Raw genomic sequence first — 16775 nt, forward strand, 5'->3', positions numbered from 1 at the left:
CGACGTGTCCGGGACACGTGAAAGAAGGCTGAACATGGCCCCAGCCCCACCGTCTACGTCCAGCGACATCACCCTGAACATCAACGGCGAGAAGCACACCCTGCCCGTCGACCACCGCACCACCCTGCTCGACGCCCTGCGCGAGCGCCTCGACCTGACCGGTACCAAGAAGGGCTGCGACCAGGGGCAGTGCGGCGCCTGCACGGTACTGCTCGACGGGCGCCGGGCGGTGTCCTGTCTGCAACTCGCCGTGGCCGCCGAAGGACGCGAGATCACCACCATCGAGGGCATGGCCGAGGGCGACCGACTGCACCCGGTGCAGCAGGCGTTCCTCGACCTGGACGGCTACCAGTGCGGCTACTGCACCCCCGGCCAGATCTGTTCGGCGATCGCGGTGATCGAGGAACACGCGGCCGGCTGGCCCAGCGCCGCCACCGACGACATCCACCCCGAGGCCGGACCACCACCGCTGAGCGCCGAGGAGATCCGGGAACGGATGAGCGGCAACCTGTGCCGCTGCGGCGCGTACGTCTCGATCGTCCAGGCCGTGGCCCGGGCGGCGGAAGCGAAAACCGGGGAGGCGGCAGCGTGAGGGAGTTCGCATACGACCGGGCCCTCGACGTCTTTGGGGCCCTGGCCCTACTGGACGCCGACCCCGACGCCCGCTTCCTCGGCGGCGGCACCAACCTCGTCGACCTGATGAAGACCGGCGTCGAGCGGCCCGCCCGCCTGGTTGACGTCCGCGAACTCCCGCTGGACGACATAGAGGTGACGGCGGACGGCGGCCTGCGCATCGGCGCGACCGCCACCAACAGCGACCTCGCCGCCCACCCTGAAGTCCGCCGCCGCTACCCGGCGTTGGCCCAGGCCGTCCTGGCCGGCGCCTCCGGTCAGCTGCGCAACATGGCCACCGTCGGCGGCAACCTGCTCCAGCGCACCCGCTGCGGCTACTTCACCGATGTGACCAAGCCCTGCAACAAGCGTGTGCCCGGCAGCGGTTGCCCCGCGATCGAGGGCGAGCACCACAACCACGCCATCCTGGGCGCCTCCGAGCACTGCGTGGCGACCCACCCCTCGGACATGGGCGTCGCGCTGACCGCCTTCGACGCGGTCGTCAATTACGAAACCGCCGACGGGTCCGGCGCGTTGCCCCTCGCCGACTTCTACCTGCCGGTCGGTGACACCCCGCACCGCGAGACCGCGCTGCCGCCGGGCGCACTGATCACCGGCGTCACCCTGCCGCCCACTGCGGTGGCCGCCCGCTCCCGCTACCGCAAGGTGCGCGAGCGGGCCTCGTACGCCTTCGCCATCGGCTCGGTCGCCGCCGCGCTCGACGTCCAGGACGGCGTCGTACGCGAGGTACGCCTCGCCTTCGGGGCGGTCGCGTCCCGGCCCTGGCGGGCGACGGAGGCCGAGCGCGTCCTGACCGGAGCGCCGGCCGACGCGGGGACCTTCGCCGCCGCCGCGGACGCCGAACTCGCCGCCGCGACACCGCTGTTGCACAACGCGTACAAGGTGACCCTCATGCGCAACCTCGTCGTGGCCGTGCTGACCGAACTGGCCGAGGAGGCTGCCCGATGACCACCGCCCCCACAGCACGCGAGAACGCCGTCGGCACCGCGCACACCCGCGTCGAGGGCCGCGACAAGGTCACCGGAGCCGCCCGCTACGCAGGCGAGTTCCCGTTCGCCGACCTCGCGTACGGCTGGCTGGCGCTCTCCACCGTCGCCCGTGGCCGCATCCGCTCCATCGACACCGCCGACGTCCTCGCCATGCCCGGCGTGGTCGCCGTCCTGCACCACGGCAACGCCCCGCGGGTCGAGACCGGCTACGTCGGTCTGCTGGGCGTCCCGGACCCGACCGCGGCCGTCTTCCAGCACGACCGGGTACCGCACGCGGGCTGGCCGGTGGCCCTGGTCGTCGCCGAGACCTCCGAACAGGCCCGGGAGGCCGCCGAAGCGCTGGTCGTGCACTACGAACAGGAGCCGCACGACGTCGACTTCACCGGCGAGCACCCCGACGCCTACACGGTCGACAGCCACGGTCCGGCGGTGATCGAGAAGGGCGACCTGGAGGCCGAACTCGCGGCGTCCGCCGTCGTCGTGAACGCCGAGTACACCACCCCCGAAGAGCACCACGCCATGATGGAGCCGCACGCGGCCACCGCCCGCTGGGACGGCGGCCGGCTCGAAGTCGTCGACTCCAACCAGGGCACGTTCTGGGTCGCGAGTGAGCTCGCGCAGATGTTCTCGCTCGACCCGTCCGCGGTCCGAGTGCGCTCCGAACACGTCGGCGGCGGCTTCGGCAGCAAGGGCATCCGCGCCCACCAGGTGGCCGCCGTCATGGCCGCGACCGAACTGCAGCGCCCCGTCCGCGTGATCCTGACCCGCCGTCAGATGTTCTGCCTCACCGGCTACCGCAGCCCCACCCGGCAGCGCCTCAGGCTCGGCGCCGACGCCGACGGCCGACTGCGCGCGCTGGAACACCGTTCCCTCAGCGCCACCTCCACCGTGCACGAGTTCGTCGAGTCGGCCGCCGGCCCGGCCCGGACCATGTACGGCGCCGACGCCCACCACACCGCCAACCGGCTCGTACGACTCGACGTACCGACCCCGACCTACATGCGCGCGCCAGGCGAGGCACCGGGGTCGTTCGCGCTGGAGTCGGCGATGGACGAACTCGCCGTGAAGTGCGGCCTCGACCCGATCGAACTGCGCGCCCGCAACGACCCCGAGACGGGCCCGGTGTCGGGGCTGCCGTTCAGCGGCCGCAACCTCATCGCCTGCTTCCGGGAAGGCGCCCGCCGGTTCGGCTGGGCCGACCGCGACCCGCGCCCCGGCCTGCGCAGCGACGGACGCTGGCTGCTCGGCACCGGCACGGCCGCCGCCTCCTTCCCCGCCGGCGCCGGCCCGTCCACGGCGGCCGTAACGGCGGAGGCGGACGGCACCTACACCGTGGGGATCAACGCCGCCGACATCGGCACCGGCGCCCGGACCGCACTCACCCTCGTCGCCGCCGATGCCCTGCAGACCACACCGGAACACATCCGGGTGCTGATCGGTGACAGCGACCTCGGTCCCGCGTTCATCGCCGGCGGCTCCATGGGCACCCGCTCCTGGACCTGGGCGGTCACGATCGCCGCCGGGGAACTGCGGGAACGGCTCGCCCTCGGCGCCGACATCCCGCCGGAGGGGATCACCGTGCGGTCGGACACCACCGAGGCCATCGGCGCCCTCGCCCAGAAGGAACGGCACTCCTTCGGCGCCCAGTTCGCCGAGGTCGCCGTGGACCCGGCCACCGGTGAAGTCCGCGTGCGCCGCATGCTCGGCATCTTCGCGGCCGGCCGGATCGTCAACCCGCTCACCGCCCGCAACCAGCTCGTCGGCGGCATGACCTGGGGCATCTCCATGGCCCTGCACGAGGAGGCGGTCCGCGACCGGGCCCTGGGCAGCCACTACGGCGCCGACCTCGCCGGCTACCACGTCGCCGCCCACGCCGACGTCCCGGCCATCGAGGCGGATTGGATCGACGACCCGGACCCCGACGACCCGGTCGGCATCAAGGGCATCGGCGAGATCGGCATCGTGGGCACCGCCGCGGCCGTCGCCAACGCGGTCTGGCATGCGACCGGCGTACGCCACCGGGACCTGCCAATCCGTCCCGACCGCGTCCTGACGGCAGGCGTCCGTGCTTGACCTCGCCGGGGAACTGCACCGCTGGATGGAGGAGGGCCGCGCGTTCGCCGTCGCCACCGTCGTGGCCGTCGGCGGCAGCGCCCCGCGCGGGCCCGGCGCCGCCCTGGCCGTCGACAGCGAGGGCACGGTCATCGGCTCGGTCTCCGGCGGCTGCGTGGAGGGAGCGGTCTACGACCTGTGCGTCCAGGCCCTCCAGGACGGTGAGACGGTCGTCGAACGGTTCGGCTACAGCGACGACGACGCCTTCGCGATGGGGCTGACCTGTGGCGGGACCATCGACATCATGGTCACCCCGGTCGGCCCGGACGCGCCCGCGCGGCCGGTGCTCCGGTCGGCCCTGTCGGCCGCCGCGCAGGACGAACCGGCAGCCCTCGCCCGCGTGGTACGCGGCCCCGCCGAACTCCTCGGCACGGCCCTGCTGGTACGGCCGGGCGAAGCGGTGGGGGAGCCCTCCCGGTTCTCCCGGCCCGGCTCGTACGAAGGCGGACTCGGCGGGCACGCGGAGCTGGACCGTACGGCGGCCGGTGAAGCCCGCGCCCTGCTGGACGCCGGCCGCACCGGCACGGTCGAGCTCTCGGCGGACGGCTCGCGCTGTCCCGGCGGAGTGACCTTGCTGGTCGAGTCGAGAGTGCCGCCGCCCCGCATGATCGTCTTCGGGGCGATCGACTTCGCCGCGGCACTCGTACGGGTGGGCAAGTTCCTCGGCTACCACGTGACCGTGTGCGACGCCCGCCCCGTCTTCGCCACCAGGGCCCGCTTCCCGGAGGCCGACGAGGTCGTGGTCGACTGGCCGCACCGCTATCTGCGGGAGACGGCGACCGACGCGCGCACGGTGCTGTGCGTGCTCACCCACGACGCCAAGTTCGACGTACCCTTGCTGGAAGCGGCCCTGCGGATGCCGGCCGCCTTCGTCGGCGCGCTGGGCTCGCGGCGCACGCACGCCGACCGGGACCGACGGCTGCGTGAAGCGGGCCTGACGGAACGGGAGTTGGCGCGGCTGCGGTCGCCCATCGGTCTCGATCTCGGTGCCCGCACACCCGAGGAGACGGCCCTGTCCATCGCGGCGGAGATCGTCGCCACCCGGCGGGGCGGTACGGGCACGCCCCTGACCGGGTCGGGCGGACCGATCCACCACGGCCATGCGCCCCGACATCCTCGTGGACCGGCTCTCAGTGAGCATCCTGCGGTAGGCGCAAGGTGAAGGTTGCTCCCTTGCCCAGCCCGTCGGATTCGGCGGTGATGTCTCCGCCCTGGGCCCGGGCGACGCCCCGGACGATCACGTGGTGCCCGGGCGACGGTTCGCCGTGCACGGACAGCGCCACATGCCCGTGCCGATCGCACGAGCCCAGTGCGTTGCCGAGCAGGTTCACCAGGACCTGAATGATCCGGTCCGGGTCGCAGACAGTGGCGGCGGCTGTACCTGCGTCAACGGCCAGGGTCACCTTCCGGTCGTCGTACTGGAGGTGCAGTCGCTCCGCTGTGCTCCGGGCCGGCGTGGTCACGTCACTGAACTGCGACCTCATCAGGCAGCACAACTTCAACGGCACGAGGACCCCGAGACATGAAAACGGGCTACAGATTCAAGCCCGCGATGTCAGGCGCAACACAGTAGGGGTCCGTCTTCAAAGATCATCCGGGGGGTGAATCATGGTGGGCTCGTCCGGCGCGGTCCGCGGCGCAGATCGCTCACGGTCTCGCCGAACTCGCTCTTCAGTGCCCTGCCGAGGTGTTTGGCGTCCTGCACGCCCCATCGTGCCGCGATGGCCGCCGTGGAGACGTTGGCGGAGGCGGGATCGAGGAGATCTCGCCGGATCCGACGCAGGCGTTCGTGCCGGACCCAGGCGGCGAAGGTCATGTCGCTTCCCCTGAAGAGCGCATGGAGGTGTCGCACCGAGATGTTGTGCCGGCGTGCGGTGCGTTCTGCGTTGAGGTGGGGGTCGTCGAGATGGGCCAGCACGTAGGCCCGGATGCGGTCGACGAGGTCGCTGGCGACGGCAGCGCGTTCAGGGGTGGTGTCGGCGAACGCTCCGAGGAGCAGCGCGGTGAGGGCGTCGGCGAGGTGCATCCGTACCGCGCCGTGTCGAGGAAGGTCCTCGTCGACGGTGGACAACGCATGGCTGAGGAGCTTGCCGATCGCCCCTTGGGCGGGGAGGGGGAGCGCGGTACGCCGGCTGATGGCGTCCACGTGCCTGCCAAGACTCGCCCGGGGAACGCACAGCACCGTCATGTCACTGGAGTCGGCGCCGATAAGCCGGTACGGCCGGGTGTTGTCGCACGCGAACAGTTCACCGGGCCGCACCGTGGTGGTGCGGTCGTCCTGGATCGCGCTGACGGTGCCGCGATGGTGCAGGTTGAAGTGCACCCACTCCACATCACTCGACGTGATGCTGCGTCTGTCCCGCGTCACCGTCGCCGCGGTGGCCCGAATGCGAGCGACGACGAGGGGTCCGACGGCGGCGTGGTCGACCACTGCTTCGAACTCCCGCGGGTCGGGATCGACCACCCGAAGGGGCGCGAACAGGGCCGAGGCAAGTGCCTCGAACGACTCGGTTCCGCATAATCGGGAACCCATGTGCTCCGCCATGCCGGTACACCTCCAGCAGCATGCATGTGCGATGGCGCGGAGATTCTGCGCGATGACGGGGGTCTTGCGGCAAGCCCCCGCACGCGCTATAAGTTGAGAGTGGCAAGGAGCGGATGACCTCTCCTTGCCTTTGCTGTTTCCTGGGCGCCGTTCGCGAATCGGGCCGTACCACGCGACAGGTGACCTGCGCGATGGCCGCGTCGGCCTCACTGGTCCTGACCGGTTGCCCTGAGGACGCCAGCGCGGCTGATTGCGCGGCGTCGGCCGCGAGGGGGCGGGGCGCCCGCGGCCGCAGTGGGGCTCACGTGGACCCAGGAGTTACGGATTCCGCCGCCCAACAGGTCCTGATCGCGTGGCGCGTGAAGGAGCTGAGATTCGGCCTCTGGGAGCAAGACGCGTCACGCCTCACCGGTTCCCTTGACGCCACGGCGGCCACGCGCGTGCTGCTGCGGTCCCTCGATCCGTATCGTGCACCGTGCACGAACTGGAGGGGCACGGTGCACAGTTGGGTGCTCGCGGATCGCGGGTTGCGCCTACCGTCGTCAACGAGCGATCAATCGCCGGGCGGAGTGAGCCGGCGACGCATACACATCTCGTCGACACCTGGGAGATCTGCATGATCAAAGGTCGTATCGCAAAGGCATTGGCATCAACGGTGCTCGTCCTGGGGGGAGCGATGGCGCTTGCACCTAGCGCGGTGGCGGACAGCGGCTCGTCTGTGGCCGCCCTCCCTGCGTCCAGCGACTCCGCTCTGGCCTCATGTTGGGGCCAACGGGTGACCGGCAGTGCGGGCCATCAGGGGAACAAGACCTGGTGCAACTCGGGACGGTACCGTGAAGATGTCAAGTGCGAGACCCTGGGCGGCTACCAGTACTGGCACTACGGTCCCTGGGTATGGGCGACCGCGGAGAGCGTCGCATGGTGCAACCTCGGCGACAGGATCATCGGAGACTATACGGAGTGGGTGGCCTGAGGGCTCCTTCTGAGGACGCCCGATCGGTACGCATCGACCCACGCCGGCGAGCTCTGTGCGGAGATGGACCAGAGGTTGTCCCGTAACCGGTGATGCGGTCGGTGCGTCCGCCGGACCTTCAACCATGCGGTCACGCGATCCGCGGCAAGACAGCGGCCGATGCCGTTTCGCGGAGACGTTTCAGTACCACAGCGGCCGCCTCGGGGGCCGCACCCAGCACGTCCGCGGCGACGTCCGCGCCCTGCGCGCCACGGTCCGGCAGGAAGCCCGGCGCCAGCACGTAGGGCGCGACGGCGTCGATGCCCCGGCCGCCGCCACCTCCGCCCCCGACCCGTCCGGCAGTCTGGACCGTGCCCTCGGTACGAGGGAGGGTGTGCAGTTGACGATAGACATGCAGACCGACACCTACGAGCATGCGATCGCGGCCGTCCAGGCCGCCCACGGCCTCAACCCCGGCGCCGTGACCAGCAGTTGGCCCGACGCCCCCGCGGCGGTGCCCCGGCCGGGCCCGGAGAGCCTGAGCGGCGAGGACCTGGGGCAGGGCTGGACGGAGCGGATGCTGTTCGACACCATCGCCACCGTGGTGCCCCTTGGCGATCTGGCCGACCGAGCGGCTGTGGGTCAGCCAGGCCGAAGTCGACGCGGCATAGGCCTGCGCATCCTCGGCGTCTCGGCCGAGCCGGGCACTGATGCCGCCGAGGACCTGCAAGGCGTGTCGGCCGCCCGGGCCGGACCGTGGTCTCGGCCCGGGCCCGGACGGCGTCGGGCGGCAGGGATCGGTCAGGCGCGGGTCCACTGCTGGTGAGGTGCGCCGCCGCAGGACCAGATCTGGACCTTGGTGCCGTTGGCGGTGGCGCCGCCATTGACGTCGAGGCACTTACCTGAGCCGACGGCCGTGATGGTGCCGTCGGCGTTGAGTCGGAACTGCTGGTTGGCCTGGCCGTTGCAGTCCCAGATGTTCACGGCGGTGCCGTTGGCGGTGGCGCCGCCGACGACGTCCAGGCACTTGGCGCCGCCGTAGACCCGCAGTTCGCCCGCGCTGGTGCTGGTGAACCGCTGGTTGGCGGCGCCGTTGCAGTCCCAGATCGCGGCCAGGGTTCCGTTGACTTGGGAACCCCCGGTGATGTCCAGACAGCGGCCGGAGCCCTGGCCCTTCAGCGAGTAGGTGCTGTTGCCGGGCGGGTTCCCGCCGCCGGAGATCACGTACATCGCGGCGCCGTGGGCGGGGACGGAAGCGCTGATGGAGCCGCTGGTCGTGCTGGTGGTGTGCGCCCACAGGTCGCGTACCGAGTAACTGGACGCCGAGCCGAGGCCGATCTGTGTAGCGGACGTGGAAACGGTGGCCGTGCCGCTGCCGCGGTTGAGGAGGACCACTGCGACGGAGCCATTGGCCATCGGCTTGGTCCACACCTCGGTGTTGCCGTTGTCGACGAGGCGGTTGCCCTGCCGGCCGCCCCAGTCCTGGTTGACCCCGATGACCTCGGTGTTGGTCAGGATCGATTTGGTGGCGGCGCTCATGGTGCGCAGGTCGTTGCCCGCGATCAGAGGCGCGTTCAGCAGCGCCCAGAGGCTGAAGTGTGCTCGGGACTCGGTGTCGGAGAGGCCGTTGCCGACCTCGAGCATGTCCGGGTCGTTCCAGGCGCCGGGGCGGGAGAAGCCCGCCCAGGCGGGCTGGGCGTCCAGGATGCCCATCACGGAGTTCCAGTTGGCCTGGATGTCGCCGGTGTTGCGCCAGGAGTTGCCGGTGGCGGGGCCCCAGGTGCCGACCTGGTCCTGGCCCCAGTTGCAGAGGGCGAAGAGGATGGGGCGGCCTGTCCTGGCGAGCGCGTCGCGCATGGCGGTATAGCGTTCCTGGCCGCTGCGGCCTTGGTGGTCACCGCAGTTGTCGTACTTGAGGTAGTCGATGCCCCAGGATGCCCACAGGTTGGCGTCGCGCTGCTCGTTGCCGAGGCTGGCGGGGTAGCCGGCGCAGGTGGTCAGGCCTGCCGATGAGTAGATGCCGAGCTTCAGCCCCTTGCCGTGCACATAGTCGGCGACTGCCTTCATGCCGCCTGGGAATTTGACGGGGTCCGGGACCAGGTTGCCGCGGGCGTCACGGTTCCGTGTCGACCAGCAGTCGTCGATGTTGACGTACTGGTAGCCGGCCGCTGCCATGCCGCTGGAGACCATCGCGTCCGCGGTCTCCCGGATCAGACGGTCACTCACGTTGCAGCCGAAGCTGTTCCAGTCGTTCCAGCCCAACTGCGGGGTCCGGGCGAGGCCGTTGTCGAGTGCCTGAGCCTGGGGGGCGGGTAAGAGGGCGACAGGTGCCGCGGCGGCGACCAGGGCCGCCGATAGCACCGCGCGGATGAGCCTGAGCATGGGTTCTCCTCGATCGGTGTGCGGATCCGAGGGCGTCGAGCGTGGGCCCGGGCCCGTTGTGCCGGTGGCCGACGTCGTCCCAGATGGTGCTGGTCGGTGCAGCGAGTGCGGTACCGAACGTCCCGCATCGGGCAGCCGGACGGCGGTGCAACGACCCTGCCCAGGGCTGCGCCTGGCGGCCGGAGTGCGGCGATGCCGTCGCAAGTCGTCCCCTGCGGCCCGTCGGGTGTCCGGGCCGCAGGGGGTGCCTGTGGCGGCCGAAGTGCCGTGTGCTGGGCGGCACTTCGGCCTCCTTCTGCCGAGGGTCGGGTTGTGTCCTCCTTATCGGAGGGTCCAGCGCTGGGTGGACGCGCCGTTGCAGTTACTCAGGACGGTCTGGGTGCCGTTTCCGGTGCCGCCGTTGTTCGTGTCCAGGCACAGGCCGGATGGGGCGCTGGTGATGGTGCCGCTGGCGTTGATGTTCCAGCGCTGGTTCTGTCCGCCGTGGCAGTCCCAGATGATGACCCGTGTGCCGGGGGAGGTTCCCGCGCCTTCGGCGTCCAGGCACTTGGTGCCGTACACGCGCAGTTCCCCGGCGTCAGTGCGGGCCCACTTCTGGTTGGCATTGACCGAGCAGTCCCACAGCTGGACCTGGGTGCCGTTGGTCTGTGACGCGTTCGGTACGTCCAGGCAGCGGCCGGAGCCGGCGCCGACGATCTGGCCACCGCTCGGCGGCGGAGTGGTCGTGCCGGGCGGCACGTAGGGACACTTGGTCTGGGAACGGGAGATGCCGGTGTGGTCGGCCAGCGACGGGCACAGGAACTGGGTGTAGCGGGTGTCGTTGTCGAGGAAGATCTTGAGCCAGGGGATCGTACGGCGCGTCACGTTGGAGTTGCCCCAGGTGGGGAAGCCGTGGCCGCCGCTGGTGAGCTCGATGTAGGCGCTTTGGGTGGCGGCCGGCATGCCGCCGTAGAGTCCGTTGAGATAGGAGGGGGTGACGGTGCCGTCGTCCCGTGCGCCCATGATCATCGTGGGTACGCGCAGGGTGGACAGGTTCTGTGAGGGGGAGAAGGGCGCGAGCGGCAGGGCTGCCTTGAGGGACGGCCGGCGTTCGGCTGCGCTGATGGCGCCGCCTCCGCCCATGGAGTGGCCGAGCACGCCCAGCCGGTTGGGGTCGACGCGGTCGCGCACCGGGCTCTTCTGGGTGAGGTAGTCCAGCGCGGCGAGCAGCTGGGTGCCGCGGGCGGTGTCGTAGTCGTTGGGGCTGTTGGTGTCGATGCCGATGACGACGAACCCGAAGGACGCGAGCCAAGGTCCCATCCACGCTCCTTCGGCGTCCCACCGGGCGGTGTAGCCGGGCACGGCCGCGACCGCGGCCCACGTGCCCAGAGAGGTGTCCGTCGGGTAGTAGATCTTCCCGCCGTTGAAGCCGTTGCCGGGCGGTACGGTCACCTCCGCGGTCGCGAACGTGCCCCGCTGGGCCGCGACGCTGCTGACCGTGGGAGCCGGGCCACGCTCGTAGGGGTTGGCCGCGGCCGACGGGGATTGCGCCGACGGCGATTGCGCTGCCGCCGGCTGGATCGCCACCAGTGCGGTGATCAGTCCGGTCACGGCTGCGACCACGGCCGCCTTCAACGTGACCGTCCTGCTCCTCGTGCCGGATCTCGTCGGGCGGGTGGGGGCGTCGCCGGACACCGGGACGCCGGTGGTGCTCGAGTGCATCGTCCTGTTCCTCCATGCCTTTGTCGTGGTTATGGACGTCGCGCCGAACGGGCGACTGGATATGGCGTGCGCATGACAGGTAAGTGTCGAGGTGGATCAGTGCTGGAGCCCTGGGACGGCCGAGGGGCTGGTGCTCGCCGCGCCGGCAGAGAAGACCGCGGCCTCCTTGGCGGTGGCGGCGATGCCGTTCGTTCCGTTGAAGAGGCGCTGGCCCCAACTGGTGAGCTGGTTGGGATCGAAGTTGGTGACGAGGTCCAGGTACTGCACATCGCTGCTGTTGCCGCTCCACGACCAGCCCAGGTAGCCGAGGCGGAGCCGCTGGGTGGTGGCCAGGATGGCGTCCTCGTCGGGGTTGCCGTCGGAGTGGTTGTGGCCGAACTCGCCGACCACGATGGGGAGTTTGGCGGCCACGAAGCGGTTCAGGTAGTCGTTGACCTTCGCGGCCGTGTTGAAGACGCCGTACATGTGGACCGAGAACACCGTGTTGCGGTCCGGGTCGGCGGCGAACACCGACGCGGCGTTGTCGCGCATCGTGAACGCCCAGTCCTGGCCCCAGTTGGGCGCGTCCACCATCAACGTGTGATTGAACCCGGCGCTGCGCAGCTTCTGGACGGCGGCCTTGGTGTCGGCCGTCCACCTCGTGTAGTTGCTGTTTCCGTACGGCTCGTTGCCGATGTTGACGATGACGTACTTCTCCTGGCCGGTCAGGGCACTCTTCAGGCTGATCCAGTAGTCGGCGGCGCGGGAGAGGGTGGTCGCGCCGCGCTGGTCGCCGTAGCCCGTGGTGTCGTGGACTTCCAGGACGCAGATGAGCCGGTTCTGCTTGCACTGGGAGACGACGTTGGCCACGTCGGCGGCGCTGTTGCGGGTCCAGCGGTCGCCGCTGGCGAGGACGACGCGGACGGTGTTGGCGCCCTTGGTCTTGATGTGGGAGAGGGAGGTGATCCGGTTCGGGTACCAGGTGTGGGCGTGGTTGACGCCCCGCATCACGAAGTCGTGGCCCGACGCTTCCAGCAGTCGGCCGTTCTGGACGCGGAAGCCGGTGGGCGAGGCCTGGGCCGGGGCGGCGAGACCGAGCAGGGGAACGAGGAGACCCACGAGAGCTGCCAGGACGGTGGCCGATCGTGGGGCGGTTCGCGTGCGGTACTTCATGGCTGCGGCTCCATGGGTGAGGACTGTGTGCTCAGCGGGCGGTGGCTCATGCCGTGCAGTTGACGGCGGCGGTGCGGGGATCGGAGACGGCTGCTGGACTTCGGGCCGCTCGGCACGTCCGTCAGAGGAGGGCGGCGAGGGCGGGATACCAGCGGGCGGCGATCTTCGTGTTGCCGGAGGTGGACGGGTGTACCCCGTCGTAGGTGTCGCCCGAAGTGTTGAAGCCCGTCCACTGGTCGACCACGGTCACCGGGGAGCGGCTTGTGCTCGTCGTCCGGGCCCAGCCCGGGATCCGCGCATTGAGGTCGACCACTCGCCGCGCGCAGCCGGTGCAGTTGGTGGGGTTCATCGGAATGATCTGTGCGACGAGGATCTTCATGTTCGGGTTCGACGCCCGCATCTGTGTCACCAGCTTCGTGTAGGCGGTGAGGATGCGGTCGGGCGCGATGCTGCTCCAGACGTCGTTCGTGCCGAAATGCATGACAACGATGTCGGGACGGGTGGCCGAAAGCCGGGCGGGCAGCAGGTTCTGGTTCGCCACGTTGGTCACGAGCTCACCGCCGTGGCCCTCGTTGTCGCCGTCGAACGCCTGGGAGCAGCCCTGTTGCCTGAGGGTGCCGACGAAATCGATGTTCGAGTGTCCGGCACTGTGCAGACGGTTCCACAGCACCGAGCGCCAGCAGCCGGGGGAGCCGGTGATCGAGTCACCCAGCGGCATGATGCGTACGGGGGCAGTCGTGGGCGCGGCAGCAACCGCGGGTGCGAAGGTCACGCCGAGGGCGAGCAAAAGCAGAGTCAGCAGAATCCGGAAGAACGGTAAGTGCGGGGTGCTGCGCATGCCAGTCCCTTCGTATGTGAGCGGGAGCGCTCCGAGAGATGTGCTCCGGTGAACAGCCGCCTCGCTGTCGCGCAGCTGCCCACGACGTCAGCGCGCCTGGGTTCGTGCACCACCACTGGTCAGGTGTGCGGGGCTCAGGCAGCCCAGGTGTCAGGGCGAGGCGGGGTGGGCAGGCTGCCCCGGAAGTACCCAGGGCGCGGGGCCGGTTCTAGGCGGAGTGATGCCAAGCCGACGCGGTACTGGGCTTCATGGAGCGGCGGGGTGTGCGTGCCACTGGTCAGTGCGACGCTGTTGATGCCGCCGAGCGGTCAGCTTCTGGGAATCGAATTGTGGCTCTTCGCGGTGCTGGTGTGGTGTCGAGGCGTGCGTCGGTCACGATGGTCTCCGATGCGTGGGGGTGTCGAGTGAACCGGTGTCCTTGAGGGCCTGAAGGTGACCTTCACTCAGACAAGCATGGGAACGCTCCCATGGAGCGTAAGAAGGTGCTGAGGGCCCGTCAAGGATTCTGTCGGAACCCGATGTTCGAGCGTGCTCGAATTCGTTGGCCTGGGAGCCGCCGGTGCAGCCGTCGACGGTACTGGAGGTCCCGTTCCATATGTACAGGAGCCGACGCCGATACGGGCGACCTCACGGTGGATCCGCCGGGCCGGCAGCACGCCGCCCCAGTAGGTCTCCGAGCTGAAGGGGACATCGGTGTCTGATTGCCGCCAGCAAGGTTCTGCTGTGGTCCTCATGCTGACGGCATGACGATGTCATCCACTACGGAGTCAGCAACAGTTCTCACCGGCATGTATGCGGCTGAGGCGGAGTATTTGGCGGCGGGAGGCCCTGGCGAGGCTTCGTTCGACCTCCTCGCCCCCTTCTTTGCCCCGGATGTCGAGCTGCATCAAGCAGATGCCTTGCCATACGGAGGCACGTGGCGTGGGCACAACGGCATGGCGCAGTTCTTCCTCGCGATGGGAGAGGTGTGGGAGTCGTTCGAGATGGTGGAACAGGAGTTCCTGGCCACCGGTGAGACTGCGGTCGTACTGACACAGGTCCGTGCTCGCGCTCGGGCGACCGGCCGTGAACTCAGCTTCCCCATTCTGCAAGCGATCACGGTCAAGGACCGTCGTATCACCGAGGTCCGTCCGTTCTACTGGGACACGCGGGCCATCGCCAACGCCTGCGCCGTGCCGAAACCGCCGGCCTGAGGTCGACGGCAACACCCACTGTCCCAGCCACTCGTTGAGGACTGCCACCAGCACGGTGATCGTGTACCGCGTGATGGTGTAGCCGATCAACTCGTCGGCAGGGTCGGCGTGTTGGTTAGCGCCGGGGCGCTGTCGGGGGGTTCGGGGTAGAGGTCATCCATGCTGCCTTCGGGGAGGTAGTGGCACGGGAAGGCGATCCATTCGTCGTGCATCTCGAAGAGTACGGCGGTGACCAGCCGCAACAGGGCGTCGTCATTTGGGGAAGATCTGGACGACGTCGGTGCGGCGTTTGATCTCCCGGTTGACCCGCTCCAGCGGGTTGGTCGACTGGATCTTCTTCCAGTGTCTCTCCGGGAAGACCGCGACGGCGGTCAGGTCGTCCTTGGCGGCCAGCAGCATCTGCTTCACCTTGAGGGACTGCCCGCCGAGCATGCCGGCGGCAGTGTCGACCTGGGCCCTGACCGAGCTCTGGCAGGACTGGGCAAAGAGTGTGCGGATCGTCGCGGCCACCATCTCACCGGCGTGCTTGTCGATCACGCCGCAGACGTTGCGCAGGAAGTGGCCCCGGCATCTTTCGTAGGCGGCGCCGAGCATCACCTTGCCGACCGCGGCGACCAGGCCGCTGTGATGGTCAGTGATGACCAGACGGACCCCGGACAGGCCGCGTTCGCGCAGGTGACGCAGGGACTACGTCGAAAATGCCTCGGTCTCGTTGTCGCCGACCTCCCCCACTCTCGACGTCGTTCGAGCGGGGGACCCTCATCGCCGAGGACTTCGCGGCCTCCGTCCTCGGTGACGCCGGTGGCGATGACCACGGCCCGCGAGGCGATCTGGTGGTGGACCCTCGCCTTGCAATAGGTGGCGTCGAGGTAGATGTAGGGGAAGCGGGTGTGGTCCAGCGGCAGGGTGCGAAACGCGGTCAAGGGCTCGTCCAGGGCGGCGCAGATCCTGGAGACCTCGCTCTCGGAGATCCCGGTGTCCGCCGCAGGGCCTTGATCAGGTCGTCGACTGACCGGGTGAAGACGCCTTCGACGCATGCCTCCATGATGACGGCATAGAGGGCCTGGTCGATGCGGCGCTGACGCTCCAGCAGACAGGGGACTCTCCGCACTCGACTGATCATTTTACGTCGGATTCTCGTGTCTCGCGTCCGGTCGTGCCGGTCAACTGACCGAGTGAGAAACAGAACTGACGGGCAGCCAGTTGGGGGCCGGGTGGCGTATGAGCCAATTCTGCCGTGAGGACGGTGTGTTGAGCGAGGCGCGGGCGGGATCGTGGACTGGTCGACAAAGCGGGAGGGATGCCGGGTGGCCCGCCGATTTATGTTCGATGTCCCTGACGGCGACGCCGGTGAGCGCCCCCTAGCCACAGGTCGGCGGGAAGGGAAGCAGCGGCGAACAGACGCGGCCTGTTCAAGATCCTCGGCTACAACTTCAGCCCCCGGTTCCGCGACCTGGACGACCAGCGTTTCTGGCGTGCCATGATGCCCGGCGTCGAGACCGGTACGTACGGCGTGGTGGAGGACCTGGCCCGCAGCCGCGTGAACCTGAACAAGGTGATCACGCACTGGCCGGACATGCTGAAGGTCGCCGGTTCCCTGGTCACCAACGAGGTCCGCGCCGGCGACCTGCTGCGCATGTTCGGACGTGACGGCCGCCCGACCCCGCTGGGATCGGCGTTCGCGGAGTACGGGCGGATCGCGAAGACCGTGCACCTGCTGCGGCTGGTCGACCCGGTCGACGACACCTACCGCCGACAGATGAGCCGGCAGCTCACTGTGCAGGAGTCCCGCCACAAGCTCGCCCGGACGTGTGCCACGGCAAGCGCGGCACCATCCACCAGGCGTACCGCGACGGGATGGAGGACCAGCTCGGCGCGCTCGGCCTGGTCCTCAACGCCATCGTGCTCTGGACGACCCGGTACATCAACGCCGCTGTCCAGCTCCAGACCGAGAGCCACGAGATCCGGGACGAGCACATCGCCTGGCTCTCCCGCTAAAGCACCGCAACCTGAACCTGCTCGGCCGCTACAGCTTCACCGCCAGTGTCCCGGCCGCCGGCGCCCTGCGCCCACTGCGTGACCCGGACGCGATCGAGCTGGACGAGGACGACGACGGCGCCGTTCAGGAGTGAGCCGGAGTGCGGCCCCACCCATGGACCGCACGGGAGTGGACGGTCGATTGCGGGCCTCCCTCGGCCAGGCGGGCGGTTCGGTCGTCGATCGCCTGATAGAGGGCAGTCCAGAAGTCCTGCATAGCCCGTGCGGAGTCCGGGGTGGA

At 69.5% G+C, this 16775-nt stretch carries 13 protein-coding genes and 3 pseudogenes; 9 read left to right on the forward strand and 7 right to left on the reverse strand.

Annotated features, from left to right (window positions below; genetic code table 11):
• Positions 1-34 precede the first annotated feature (34 nt).
• From ACH41F_RS39690 to ACH41F_RS39705, 4 genes are read left to right on the forward strand one after another with little or no spacing between them, the layout of a single operon-like run.
• Positions 35-592: a 2Fe-2S iron-sulfur cluster-binding protein gene (locus tag ACH41F_RS39690; protein ID WP_391243139.1), complete on the forward strand. Its 558-nt coding sequence runs from the start codon at positions 35-37 to the stop codon at positions 590-592.
• Positions 589-1581, forward strand: a complete 993-nt coding sequence (locus tag ACH41F_RS39695; protein ID WP_391243136.1) for an FAD binding domain-containing protein — start codon at positions 589-591, stop codon at positions 1579-1581. The genes ACH41F_RS39690 and ACH41F_RS39695 overlap by 4 nt, the downstream gene beginning before the upstream one ends.
• On the forward strand, positions 1578-3695 hold the full coding sequence (locus ACH41F_RS39700) for a xanthine dehydrogenase family protein molybdopterin-binding subunit (RefSeq protein WP_398839692.1): 2118 nt from the start codon (positions 1578-1580) through the stop codon (positions 3693-3695). The genes ACH41F_RS39695 and ACH41F_RS39700 overlap by 4 nt, the downstream gene beginning before the upstream one ends.
• Positions 3688-4896 carry an XdhC family protein gene (locus ACH41F_RS39705; protein WP_391243130.1) on the forward strand — a complete coding sequence of 403 codons (1209 nt, stop codon included), beginning with the start codon at positions 3688-3690 and terminating at the stop codon, positions 4894-4896. The genes ACH41F_RS39700 and ACH41F_RS39705 overlap by 8 nt, the downstream gene beginning before the upstream one ends.
• Here the strand turns inward: ACH41F_RS39705 and ACH41F_RS39710 are convergent.
• Together ACH41F_RS39710 and ACH41F_RS39715 are read right to left on the reverse strand one after the other, a co-directional pair.
• The gene (locus ACH41F_RS39710) at positions 4865-5197 is read right to left on the reverse strand and encodes a hypothetical protein (RefSeq protein ID WP_391243127.1); all 333 of its coding nucleotides are present in this window, start codon (positions 5195-5197) and stop codon (positions 4865-4867) included. The two genes, ACH41F_RS39705 and ACH41F_RS39710, sit on opposite strands and share 32 nt — an antisense overlap.
• Positions 5198-5340: 143 nt before the next feature.
• A complete protein-coding gene (locus tag ACH41F_RS39715) occupies positions 5341-6279 on the reverse strand; it encodes a helix-turn-helix domain-containing protein (protein ID WP_398839693.1) in 939 nt (312 codons plus the stop codon).
• A gap of 475 nt (positions 6280-6754) precedes the next feature.
• On the opposite strand from ACH41F_RS39715, the gene ACH41F_RS39720 reads away from it, so the two are divergent.
• On the forward strand, positions 6755-7252 hold the full coding sequence (locus ACH41F_RS39720) for a hypothetical protein (protein ID WP_391366210.1): 498 nt from the start codon (positions 6755-6757) through the stop codon (positions 7250-7252).
• Positions 7253-7376: 124 nt separating this feature from the next.
• Positions 7377-8057, forward strand: a complete 681-nt coding sequence (locus tag ACH41F_RS39725) for a hypothetical protein (RefSeq protein ID WP_391243122.1) — start codon at positions 7377-7379, stop codon at positions 8055-8057.
• Here ACH41F_RS39725 and ACH41F_RS39730 read toward each other — a convergent pair.
• The gene (locus tag ACH41F_RS39730) at positions 8033-9613 is read right to left on the reverse strand and encodes a lectin (protein ID WP_398839694.1); all 1581 of its coding nucleotides are present in this window, start codon (positions 9611-9613) and stop codon (positions 8033-8035) included. The two genes, ACH41F_RS39725 and ACH41F_RS39730, sit on opposite strands and share 25 nt — an antisense overlap.
• Positions 9614-9934: 321 nt before the next feature.
• Positions 9935-11044: an RICIN domain-containing protein gene (locus ACH41F_RS39735; RefSeq protein ID WP_398839695.1), complete on the reverse strand. Its 1110-nt coding sequence runs from the start codon at positions 11042-11044 to the stop codon at positions 9935-9937.
• 73 nt (positions 11045-11117) lie between these two features.
• Here ACH41F_RS39735 and ACH41F_RS39740 point away from each other — a divergent pair, with 73 nt between their 5' ends.
• The gene (locus tag ACH41F_RS39740) at positions 11118-11390 is read left to right on the forward strand and encodes a hypothetical protein (protein WP_398839696.1); all 273 of its coding nucleotides are present in this window, start codon (positions 11118-11120) and stop codon (positions 11388-11390) included.
• Positions 11391-11410: 20 nt separating this feature from the next.
• Here ACH41F_RS39740 and ACH41F_RS39745 read toward each other — a convergent pair whose 3' ends face one another.
• Positions 11411-12466, reverse strand: a complete 1056-nt coding sequence (locus tag ACH41F_RS39745) for a glycoside hydrolase family 5 protein (protein WP_398839697.1) — start codon at positions 12464-12466, stop codon at positions 11411-11413.
• Positions 12467-12590: 124 nt separating this feature from the next.
• A pseudogene (locus ACH41F_RS39750) lies at positions 12591-13304 on the reverse strand (SGNH/GDSL hydrolase family protein); the annotation flags it as partial.
• 743 nt (positions 13305-14047) lie between these two features.
• Between ACH41F_RS39750 and ACH41F_RS39755 the strand changes: the two are divergent.
• A complete protein-coding gene (locus ACH41F_RS39755; RefSeq protein WP_391243111.1) occupies positions 14048-14497 on the forward strand; it encodes a nuclear transport factor 2 family protein in 450 nt (149 codons plus the stop codon).
• An 86-nt stretch (positions 14498-14583) separates the two neighbouring features.
• Here ACH41F_RS39755 and ACH41F_RS39760 read toward each other — a convergent pair.
• A pseudogene (locus ACH41F_RS39760) lies at positions 14584-15596 on the reverse strand (IS256 family transposase); the annotation flags it as partial.
• A gap of 306 nt (positions 15597-15902) precedes the next feature.
• On the opposite strand from ACH41F_RS39760, the pseudogene ACH41F_RS39765 reads away from it, so the two are divergent.
• A pseudogene (locus ACH41F_RS39765) lies at positions 15903-16629 on the forward strand (Tn3 family transposase); the annotation flags it as partial.
• Positions 16630-16775 lie beyond the last annotated feature (146 nt).

The sequence above is a fragment of the Streptomyces sp. NPDC020489 genome (assembly GCF_044386545.1).
Lineage (GTDB): Bacteria > Actinomycetota > Actinomycetes > Streptomycetales > Streptomycetaceae > Streptomyces.

Coding starts and splice junctions, on each gene's coding strand:
- ACH41F_RS39690 (WP_391243139.1), top strand. CDS start 35: ATGGCCCCAGCCCCACCGTCTACGTCCAGCGACATCACCCTGAACATC.
- ACH41F_RS39700 (WP_398839692.1), top strand. CDS start 1,578: ATGACCACCGCCCCCACAGCACGCGAGAACGCCGTCGGCACCGCGCAC.
- ACH41F_RS39715 (WP_398839693.1), bottom strand. CDS start 6,279: ATGGCGGAGCACATGGGTTCCCGATTATGCGGAACCGAGTCGTTCGAG.
- ACH41F_RS39725 (WP_391243122.1), top strand. CDS start 7,377: ATGCGGTCACGCGATCCGCGGCAAGACAGCGGCCGATGCCGTTTCGCG.
- ACH41F_RS39730 (WP_398839694.1), bottom strand. CDS start 9,613: ATGCTCAGGCTCATCCGCGCGGTGCTATCGGCGGCCCTGGTCGCCGCC.
- ACH41F_RS39745 (WP_398839697.1), bottom strand. CDS start 12,466: ATGAAGTACCGCACGCGAACCGCCCCACGATCGGCCACCGTCCTGGCA.
- ACH41F_RS39755 (WP_391243111.1), top strand. CDS start 14,048: ATGACGATGTCATCCACTACGGAGTCAGCAACAGTTCTCACCGGCATG.